Here is a 9,264-nt window from a genome sequence, read left to right on the forward strand (position 1 = left end):
TAGCAATTGACTGCCTTGCCCGCGCTTTTGTTAATAAAATTTAACGAAACGCCCCCGGCAGCGCCTGGTACTCTTTGCGGTACATTCTATGATCAGATCGAGGGCGCTTTTGAACGATGCAAACAGGACGAATAACTCACAACGCAGGATATAAAAATATGAATATCGCATGCTTAGGCTGGGGCTCGCTGTTATGGAAGCCCGGCGCATTGCCGGTGAGCGGTGACTGGCACGCTGATGGCCCTTCTCTACCGATCGAATTTTCCCGCATTGGCGACAGCGGCGAACTGGCGACCGCCGTCTGCATTAATGCGCCCCTGGTGCCGGTATTCTGGACAAAGCTGGCAGTGGATACGCTGGAACAGGCGTGTGACGCGCTGCGCCAGCGCGAACAGATCCCGGAAGAGCGAACAGATGGCATTGGCGCGTTGATAACGCAGGGGTCGGCGACCGGCCCGCTGGCGGAGTGGGCGCAGGCGCGGCAGATCGACGCGGTGATCTGGACAGCGCTTCCGCCGCGTATCGCGTACAGTGAAGGGCTGATCCCGACGCTTGACGATGCGGTTGCCTATCTCAGCGAACTGCAGGGGGAAAAGCGCGACCATGCGCGCCACTATCTTGAGCAGGTGCCGACGCAGATTGATACGCCCTACCGGCGCGGCATTAAGGCGCGCCTCGGCTGGGGCGTCTGACTCGTTACACGATTTACTGACGGCCCGCTCCGTTGATCGTTAACGCCTTTCTCTTCCCGCTTGCGCATTTCAGGCGCTGGCGCCCGGCTGCGCGATGCGTCGACGGAGCGCTTTCAAACGCTGGCGGTCTTTGAGTTCTCCCGCCAGCTCAACAGCGTGCCTTTTCACCAGACAAAGGGCTATTTCAAACGGGGCGGCCAGATTTCTTCCTTTTCCTTCTTCATCCTCTCCCGGCCGGAATTTGAGGGTTTACCCTCATTAAAACGGTTACGTTTATCCCGCGCGCCTTTCTATCGTTTCGCCAGCCGCAAATGACCGGAGAACCGCGATGAGGTTACCGCACCTGCAACCGGGCGTCGGCCCGTTAAGCTGAACCAACGATGTACGGCTTGATCTGGACGATGGCTTCCAGGGACAGTTTCATTGCACCTCAGGTTATGCAGCAAAAGACCTGAGCAACCGCCTCGGGATCATGATCGTTCGTGCCATGTTCATTGAGACAGGTCTCGTCCACACCATCAAGTCATCCACATAATGTCTGCGCACTCCGCGCAAAAATAACGTTTGCATTTATATAAGTGATCACTTACTTTTAAATTAAATGCGAAGCCAGCGAACAGCTTTTAGCTTCGGCGTCAAACGATCAGACCAAGGACTACCCGCTCCGTGTCTGCATCTATCAATCCGCGGGATACCCTTAGAGGAAATATCATGGAACGCTCGAATTTGACCGAAGCTGCGAAGAACTGGATCAACGGCAGATGGAATAACGGAGGCAAGATCAGACAGGCGGTCAGCCCTTCGACCGGCCAGCCGCTGGGCAACTACCTGGACATCGGCCCTGACGAAGCGCGCCAGGCGATCGAGGCCGCTCGCACTGCTTTCGACACGACCAGTTGGTCCAGAGAGCGCTCGCTGCGCTCTCGCGCCCTGTTCGAGTTAGCCGACGAGGTCGCCATACGGATGGACGAGATGGCCATTCAACTCGCCCGTGAAGGGGGAAAACTGCTGGCACAAACCCAGTGGGAACTGGCATTGACGGTGGATTGGCTGCGTTATGGCGCCGCCACCGCGCTGCTACAGACCGGAGGGCGTGCCCTTGAGGCCGCACCAGGAGTGCACTTTCATTCCGATCCTGAACCTCTTGGCGTTGTGGGGGTGATCTCGCCCTGGAACTCGCCGATCATCCTGTCAGTGCGCGCTGTTGCTCCCGCACTGGCTGCCGGATGCACGGTAGTGCTGAAACTACCGCATCAAACCGCGCTTACCAATGCACTGTTTGCCCAGGCAATCGCAGCAGTCAAATCGCTGCCGCCGGGTGTACTAAACGTGATCACGGAAACCGGGAGTATCGGCGCCTCCATGCTGGTCGATTCCCCCCAGGTGAACATGATCAGCTATACCGGCAGCACCAGGGTGGGCCGCATCATTGCTGCCAACGGCGCCAAAACGCTCAAGCGGCTAAACCTGGAACTGGGCGGCAAGGCACCACTGGTCGTATTCGATGATGCCAACCTTGATGTCGTGGTACCACAGATCGTCATGGCTTTGGTCGCGATGAATGGCCAGTTCTGCTGCACCGGTTCGCGCGTGCTGGTCCAGCGTGGCATTGCCGACCGATTGCGCGCCGCGCTGATTGAGGCTTATCAAAACGTTCGGCTCGGCGAAAGCGAGGATCCTCAGGCGCAGCTTGGTCCTCTGATCGATAAAGCCAGTGTTCGACGCGTCGATGCCGTGGTCGCCGAAGCAGAATCCTATGCAAATATCCTGTTGCGCGGCGGCCCAGTCGATGAGGGCCCTCTGGCCGCAGGCGCTTTCTACCGCCCCAGCCTGATCGAAGTACAGGACCTGGATACCTATGTCATCCAGAACGAGATCTTTGGGCCAGTCCAGACTTTTGAAATTTTTGAAGACGAGGCCGACGCAATCATGCGCGCAAACGCTACCGAATTCGGTCTCGCCGCCTCGGTGTTCTCAAGCGACACGGCGCGCTGCCGACGAGTCGGCAAAGCTATCCAGGCCGGCCATATCTGGATAAACTGCTGGGGCGTCATGTCCGAGCACTTCGAACAGAGCGGCTTCAAGCAAAGTGGTATCGGCGTCCTCTGCGGGCCGTGTGCGATTGGGCAGTTCCAGGAAATTAAGGTATATGCGAGCGTTGAGGCAACGCCGACGTTACTCTGACGTTTATCGCCTCGCATCGACAGCCGTCCACTATGTCGCCAGCTTTACCTGCAAACTGAGGATGACACCCTACTGGTGTCATCCTTGTTTTACCGAATGGGATATATTGTGATAATGAAAACGGGTGCAAGCAAGCCCCAGCGTGGGCGTCCAGTAAATGAGCATGCGCGTGAAGAACGTATGACCCAGATCCTCAACGGAGCCCGCAACTGCTTTATACAACGCGGGTTTCACGCCTCATCCATTTCCGAGATCAGCGCGGCTGCAGGAGTCAGCATTGCGAACATCTACCAGTACTTCCCGAGCAAGGAAGCCCTCATCATTGCGCTTATCGAACTCGACCTGCAGCGACATCACGATCTGATAAGCCGTTTCTGGACTACCGATTTCAGTCGCAAGGCGATTGAAGAACTCCTGGCAGATATCTTCCTCACACCCGAGGGACACGCAGTGGCAGTTTTACGTGCCGAGATCGCCAGCGAAGGTGCGCGCAACGCACATGTCGCCGAACTTCTTCGCGATTCGGAGTCTGGCCTGATCAACAGTGTTCAAAACTTGATACGCGCGGCCCAGCAAAGCGGTCAGATATCTGGCGAACTCAATCCTGAGGCCGTTACAGCGCGCCTGTCTCTCGTTTTTGAGGGGCTCATGCGGCTGTATCTGTTTTCCCCAGCCAATGGACAGAAACTCATCGAGCAATATTACCTCCAGTTCGCCGATACGCTACAACTCAGTTCCTAGAGCCTATCCCTGGTAGAAAGAAAACTGATGGCGATGCATGGCAAGCGCGGGCGCCATATAGCGAGCCATGAAAGGACGAGCAACGCATCGCCCTATGATAAGGCGTACCTGCAACGACGATTTTCTACCGGGAGTAAGCTCTTTGAGTGCTTCGCATTTCGGCATTTCGCCTCGCAAACGCGCTTTTATCCTGCGACCTCTCCATGATCGTACTCGTCCCATGCAGTCGTGTTTACATAAGCCTGGTACCAAGCGGTACTTCATGCTCTGGCACGCAGAGGCTGACGTTTCCAGAAGCATCGTGAAACCCGGTGACCAGGCACTGGGACATGATAGGGCCAATCTGCTTTTCCGGGAAATTAACGACCGCGACGACCTGCTTTCCGATAAGCTCTTCTGGCGAATAAAGCGCTGTAATCTGCGCGCTGGATTTGCGAATACCGATTTCAGGGCCGAAATCGATTTTTAGTCTGTATGCTGGCTTTCTCGCTTCGGGAAACGCTTCAGCAGCAATAATGCGCCCAACGCGAAGCTCGACCTTCAGAAAATCGGACCATTCAATTGTTTCCATTTTTGGATTGTCTCAAGCAAGTTGTTGATGAGGTAATAAAATCATTGCGAGCCTATCATAAGCCACTATTTCCCGTCTGGAAAACAGAGCCGGAAGCGGTGCAGCAGGTGCCTACGCAGCAATCGGTCGGTATGGCAGCCCAAAATACATTAATGGATGGGCGATTATAAGAGATATCGCCCTGCCCTTTTCTCTGCTCACTAACGCACAGCGTTTGCGCCTGAGGCAGGTCCGCCAGTGCGTTCAGGCGGGGCTACTGCCCGTCAGCTTCAGGCCGCGGTTTTTCACCGCAACCCTACTCTATCCCGGTAAGAAAAAGACCGTCTTTCACAAAGTGGCCCTATGATTTAAGTTAGTCGACCGGTTAGTACATCAACTTACGCTCTTACAGGAGACGCATAATGAAAGCAGTAACGCTCAAGGCGCCCGGCGGTCTGGAAAACATCATCGTGTCAGAGATTGCCGACCCGGGCAGGCCCGGCAAAGGCGAAATTCGGGTTGCCATAAAAGCCAGCTCCCTGAACTATCACGATTTAATCGTTGCGAGCGGACAGTTTCCTACCCAGGATGGCCGGATCTTGCTGTCAGATGGTGCGGGCGTTGTGGAGGAAGTGGGAGAAGGCGTTGAAGCGTTCAGCGTAGGCGATCATGTGGTCTCCACCTTTTTTCCTGTGTGGCCGGCAGGCAAACCTACGCCTGCGGTAGGCGGCTTTGCCCATACGCCCGGCGACGGCATTGATGGCATGGCCAGTGAATATGTCGTACGTCCTGAAAATGCCTTTACCCACGCGCCGAAAGGCTGGAGCCATACCGAATCCGCGACCATCACCACTTCAGCCCTGACGGCCTGGCGCGCGCTCGTGACAGATGGCCAGCTTAAAGCAGGCGAAACGGTGTTGGTTCAGGGCACCGGCGGCGTCTCTATCGCGGCCCTGCAGATTGCTAAAGCGATGGGAGCCAGTGTCATTGCCACCTCCTCCTCTGATGAAAAGCTCGCCGTTGTGCGGGAACTGGGCGCTGATGAAACCATCAATTACAAAACGACGCCTGAATGGGGCGATAAAGTTCTCGAACTGACGCAGGGGTTTGGCGTGGATCACGTAGTGGAAGTGGGCGGCCCGGCAACCCTGCATGAATCCTTGAAATCCGTCAAAGTCGGCGGTCATATTGCGCAGATCGGCATTCTTTCAGGCGATGAGGCCGCCGTGTCCATCCTTTCCCTTCTGGCGAAGCAGGTACAGATTAAGGGCGTGATTGTGGCAAGCCGTCAGGACCAGACTGATTTTGTCAAAGCGCTGGAGGTCATGAACAGGAAGCCGGTGATTGATCGTACCTTTAAATATGAGGCGCTTAGCGAAGCCTTTGCTTACCAGCAAAGCGGCGCCCATCTGGGAAAAATTTGCGTCGAGTGGTGACAGGCCTGGCGATAAGGACGCGCTTTCCTTATCGCCACCGTTTCTCCCGGTGCTAAAAGATTTGGAGGCAGTTATGCCTCCTTCCTCTCAGCACTCTACCCATACGGAGCCGGCCTCTGCCGAGCGAACGCAATGTTCTACCCAGCGCACCCCGCTCAGGCCGGCATGAACATCAGGATACCAGAAGTTGCTGAGGAACGCGGTATCATGACGATCGGTGGCATCCATCGCCAGCGCGAAGCGTCGGTACAGGTTTGACCAGGCTTCAAACAACCCTTCGGGATGTCCGCCTCCGATACGGTCATCCTCAAGCGCGCGCGGATGGAGATAATCCATGCCCCGTTCAAGTATGCGCACAGGCTCGCCCTGCACTTCATAGCGCAGCTGATTCGGCTGCTCATCCCACCATTCGAGGCTCGCTCTGGAGCCCACGACCCGAATTTTTTGACCGTGCATCGAGCCGCAGTTCACTGCGGAAACCCACATGCTTCCCACTATGCCTTTATCAAACTCCATCAGCACGTAAGCGTTATCTTCCAGCGGCGCCCTGCTTTCGACAAAGCTCTGGCGTGCGCACAGCAGGCGTTTGACCTGCAGGCCTGGCACCATGGTTTCGGCGATAAATAAAGGATGCGTAGCCAGATCGCCCAGCACATAGCTGGGCCCGGCAAAACGGGGATCGACGCGCCAGCGGGTGCTCGGGTTCTTCATCTCTACGGCCTCATGATGAAAGCCATGGGCGAACTGCATATTAACGATCCGGATGTCGCCCAGCTCGCCCGCGGCAATCATTTCCCGCGCCTGATGAATCAGTTGATGACCGGCATATCCGTATGTCACGCCGATAATCTTGTTTTTTTCTATGCTGAGACGCTCAAGCTCATCGGCTTCCTGCGCGGTAAAGCAGAGCGGTTTTTCGCATACCACATGCAGACCGGCCATTAACGCCGCCCGGCAAATGGCAAAATGCGTGTTGTTAGGCGTCGCAACCGAAACCGCCTGAATGCCGTCTGCACGGGCCGCTTCCGCAGCAAACAGGCTTTCGTAGTCGGGATAACAGCGTTCAGTCTGTACGCCGAGCGCGGCGCCGAACGCCTGTCCGCGTTCGGCATCGATATCAAAGGCGCCTGCCACCAGCGTAAAGGTGTTGTCCCGCAGCGCGGCTGAACGATGGATATAGCCAATCTGGCTGGTTCCGCCGCCGCCGACCATGCCCCAGCGCAGCGAATATTCGAGCGGTTTAATGCCGTTAATCATTTTGTTCTCCTCAGAAACCTACCGACTGCAGATAGCGCAGGCTTGCCGTTACATCGCGCAGGCTGGTGTCCGCATTGCGCGGATCCCTTTCCTGCTCAATCGTGATCCAGCCCCGATAATGGCGCTGACGCAAGAATTGATATATTTGCGGATAATCAATCGCCCCGCTTCCAAGCGGGCACATGACGCCACGGGCGCAGGCAGAGAAAAAATCCACCTCTTCGGCAATCACCTCTTGCCAGATCTGCGCATTGATATCCTTAAAGTGAAGATAATCGATGCGGTCCCAGTATTTATCGAGCGCCGCGATCGGGTTCATGCCGGAGTAATAGAGATGGCCGGTATCAAGGCAGAGACCGGCGACCGAATGAGGAATATCCTGAACCAGCTGTGCCAGCTCATCCTCATATTCGATACATCCGCCGGCATGAGGATGTATCACCGGACGCACGCCATATTCTTTCCATGCGATGTCGCTGAGAATAACAATGTGCTTCATCATGGTTTGCCAGTCTGCGGAAGAGAGGCGAGGCGCTTTTGCAGGCTGTCCCGCCAGGGCGGCGCGCGCCGGATTACCAAAATCAATAATGACCAGATAAGGCGCCGGCTTATTTTCGCCATGCGTTTTCTCAGCACCGGGCGCGGCTTTGAGGTTACGGCAAATATCATGCGTCAGCTTTACCAGCGCCGGAAAATGAGCTTCACTGACCAAATCGTCAAAAATGGTGCCGGCAACCAGCGAGAGCTGGTGCTGATTCAACGCCGCCGTCAGTTCATCCGCCTGTATCGGCAGATAGCCCCATGGACCCAGCTCGATACTTTTGTAGCCAGCCAGCGCAGCTTCATGCAGAACCTTTTGCCAGGAGGGCAGCCAGGGATTACTGGGGTCATCCACGCCCCAGCTACAGGGCGCATTAGCGATAAGTATTGTCATGAGGTTTTCTCATCAGGTTGTACGACAGGAGGAGCTTCTTTACGCCTCGTCAGGGCAAAGTGGCCAAGCACGAGACGTTCCATATTTTCCAGCGCGACGCCTTTGGTTTCAGGCAGGTACTTGCGCACGAACCACCATGAAATCAGGCAGCAGACGGCGAAAATCAGCAGGGGGAAACCGCCGCCGAAATGCGCCGTCAGCCAGGGATTTTCATTCATCATCGGGAAACTCTGGCTGACCAGAAAATTAGCGGTCCACATCGCGCTGATTGAAAATCCCATCCCCGCCGCCCGCAGTCGGGTGGGGAAAATTTCGCCGATAACGGTCCAGACAACCTGCGCCCAGGTCGCGCCAAAAATGAACATGAACCCAAACAGCCCGATGACTGACGCCACGCCTTTCATGCCGCTATAGAAAGAGATAAAGGTAAGGATGAGGCAGAGCGCCGCTCCCCATGAGCCCACTGAAAGCAGCCGGGTGCGTCCAACCCGATCAATCAAAGCCATACCGACTATCACGCCGACAAATTGCATCACCGCCAGCCAAATGGTCATGAACATCGCCTCCTCCATGCTGCCGGTCACGTTCCTGAGCAGAGAGGGCCCAAAGTATTGAATGACATTGATGCCTGTCAGCTGATTGAACAGCGCCAGGCCAACGCCAATGACGAGGAAAATCAACGTGCGTTTATTAAATCGCAGCCGCTCATTCGCGTGGGTAGCGTGCGTTTCAGATCGCAGAGAGGTTTTAATCTCGCGCAGCACATTTTCGGCATGCGCGGCAGATGAAATGCGGGTCAGGGTTTTCAGCGCCCGATCGTCGTGTCCGGCCATGACATTCCAGCGCGGAGATTCGGGAATAAAGCTAATGAAGAGAAAAAACAGCAGGCATGGGACAAAGGCAGATCCCAGCATCCAGCGCCATCCGGCATCGTTGAGCCATGCGGGCGTTGCGTCTCTGACAATCAAATAGTTGGTCAGCAACACCAGCACCTGGCCACCCACGCAGCAGATCATATGCATCGTCATGGCGCGCCCGCGGTAATCTTTCGGCGCCACTTCGGCAATATAAACTGGCGATACCACCGAGGCCATGCCTATGCCCAGTCCGCCAATCATGCGAAACAGTACAAATATTTCAAATTCAGGCGCCAGAGCGGTACCCGCGACAGAAGCGACGAAAAGCAGTGCCGTCACAAGCAGCGTCTTTTTCCGTCCATAGCGGTCGGCGATCTGACCGGCTATCAGACATCCCACAACGCATCCAATAATGACATTGGATACCGCCCAGCCGGTTTCCGCCGGAGAGAGTTGATAATGGTGACTCAGCGGCTCTATGGCGCCCGAAATAACCGATGAGTCGTAGCCGAGCAGCAGCCCGCCCAGCGCGGCTACACAGCAGATCCCCATAACATAAGCGATATTATGACGCGTTTGTGATACCGACATGCTCTTCCCCTGCAGTATGAAG

At 55.8% G+C, this 9,264-nt stretch carries 8 protein-coding genes; 4 read left to right on the plus strand and 4 right to left on the minus strand.

From position 1 onward, the window contains the following. The first annotated feature begins 158 nt into the window (after window positions 1-158). The 3 genes from MYY08_RS12330 (at window position 159) to MYY08_RS12340 (ending at window position 3,617) form a co-directional block, all read left to right on the plus strand. Window positions 159-692 carry a hypothetical protein gene (locus MYY08_RS12330; RefSeq protein ID WP_190296765.1) on the plus strand — a complete coding sequence of 178 codons (534 nt, stop codon included), beginning with the start codon at window positions 159-161 and terminating at the stop codon, window positions 690-692. 711 nt (window positions 693-1,403) lie between these two features. After that, window positions 1,404-2,876 (plus strand): aldehyde dehydrogenase family protein, encoded by a 1,473-nt coding sequence (locus MYY08_RS12335; protein ID WP_190296763.1) that lies wholly within the window; start codon window positions 1,404-1,406, stop codon window positions 2,874-2,876. 180 nt (window positions 2,877-3,056) lie between these two features. Further along, the gene (locus MYY08_RS12340; RefSeq protein ID WP_190296762.1) at window positions 3,057-3,617 is read left to right on the plus strand and encodes a TetR/AcrR family transcriptional regulator; all 561 of its coding nucleotides are present in this window, start codon (window positions 3,057-3,059) and stop codon (window positions 3,615-3,617) included. A 232-nt stretch (window positions 3,618-3,849) separates the two neighbouring features. On the opposite strand, the gene MYY08_RS12345 is transcribed toward MYY08_RS12340, so the two are convergent. Next, window positions 3,850-4,188, minus strand: a complete 339-nt coding sequence (locus MYY08_RS12345) for a tRNA-binding protein (protein ID WP_084969973.1) — start codon at window positions 4,186-4,188, stop codon at window positions 3,850-3,852. A 401-nt stretch (window positions 4,189-4,589) separates the two neighbouring features. Here MYY08_RS12345 and MYY08_RS12350 point away from each other — a divergent pair, with 401 nt between their 5' ends. Then, window positions 4,590-5,603 carry a zinc-dependent alcohol dehydrogenase family protein gene (locus MYY08_RS12350; RefSeq protein WP_288014402.1) on the plus strand — a complete coding sequence of 338 codons (1,014 nt, stop codon included), beginning with the start codon at window positions 4,590-4,592 and terminating at the stop codon, window positions 5,601-5,603. Window positions 5,604-5,690: 87 nt separating this feature from the next. Here MYY08_RS12350 and MYY08_RS12355 read toward each other — a convergent pair whose 3' ends face one another. Genes MYY08_RS12355 through MYY08_RS12365 form a run of 3 tightly spaced genes read right to left on the minus strand, consistent with a single transcriptional unit; the run spans window position 5,691 to window position 9,242 of the window. After that, a complete protein-coding gene (locus MYY08_RS12355) occupies window positions 5,691-6,860 on the minus strand; it encodes a Gfo/Idh/MocA family protein (RefSeq protein WP_288014404.1) in 1,170 nt (389 codons plus the stop codon). Window positions 6,861-6,870: 10 nt separating this feature from the next. Beyond that, window positions 6,871-7,794: a TIM barrel protein gene (locus MYY08_RS12360; RefSeq protein ID WP_084969970.1), complete on the minus strand. Its 924-nt coding sequence runs from the start codon at window positions 7,792-7,794 to the stop codon at window positions 6,871-6,873. Then, on the minus strand, window positions 7,791-9,242 hold the full coding sequence (locus MYY08_RS12365; protein WP_190296759.1) for a sugar porter family MFS transporter: 1,452 nt from the start codon (window positions 9,240-9,242) through the stop codon (window positions 7,791-7,793). The genes MYY08_RS12360 and MYY08_RS12365 overlap by 4 nt, the downstream gene beginning before the upstream one ends. Between the last annotated feature and the right edge of the window lie 22 nt (window positions 9,243-9,264).

It is taken from the genome of Mixta sp. (genome assembly GCF_024610815.1).
GTDB lineage: Bacteria > Pseudomonadota > Gammaproteobacteria > Enterobacterales > Enterobacteriaceae > Mixta > Mixta calida.

What these genes read in the sequence shown, in the direction of transcription:
- MYY08_RS12330 (WP_190296765.1), top strand. Translation starts at nt 159, where the DNA reads ATGAATATCGCATGCTTAGGCTGGGGCTCGCTGTTATGGAAGCCCGGC.
- MYY08_RS12335 (WP_190296763.1), top strand. Translation starts at nt 1,404, where the DNA reads ATGGAACGCTCGAATTTGACCGAAGCTGCGAAGAACTGGATCAACGGC.
- MYY08_RS12340 (WP_190296762.1), top strand. Translation starts at nt 3,057, where the DNA reads ATGACCCAGATCCTCAACGGAGCCCGCAACTGCTTTATACAACGCGGG.
- MYY08_RS12345 (WP_084969973.1), bottom strand. Translation starts at nt 4,188, where the DNA reads ATGGAAACAATTGAATGGTCCGATTTTCTGAAGGTCGAGCTTCGCGTT.
- MYY08_RS12350 (WP_288014402.1), top strand. Translation starts at nt 4,590, where the DNA reads ATGAAAGCAGTAACGCTCAAGGCGCCCGGCGGTCTGGAAAACATCATC.
- MYY08_RS12355 (WP_288014404.1), bottom strand. Translation starts at nt 6,860, where the DNA reads ATGATTAACGGCATTAAACCGCTCGAATATTCGCTGCGCTGGGGCATG.
- MYY08_RS12360 (WP_084969970.1), bottom strand. Translation starts at nt 7,794, where the DNA reads ATGACAATACTTATCGCTAATGCGCCCTGTAGCTGGGGCGTGGATGAC.
- MYY08_RS12365 (WP_190296759.1), bottom strand. Translation starts at nt 9,242, where the DNA reads ATGTCGGTATCACAAACGCGTCATAATATCGCTTATGTTATGGGGATC.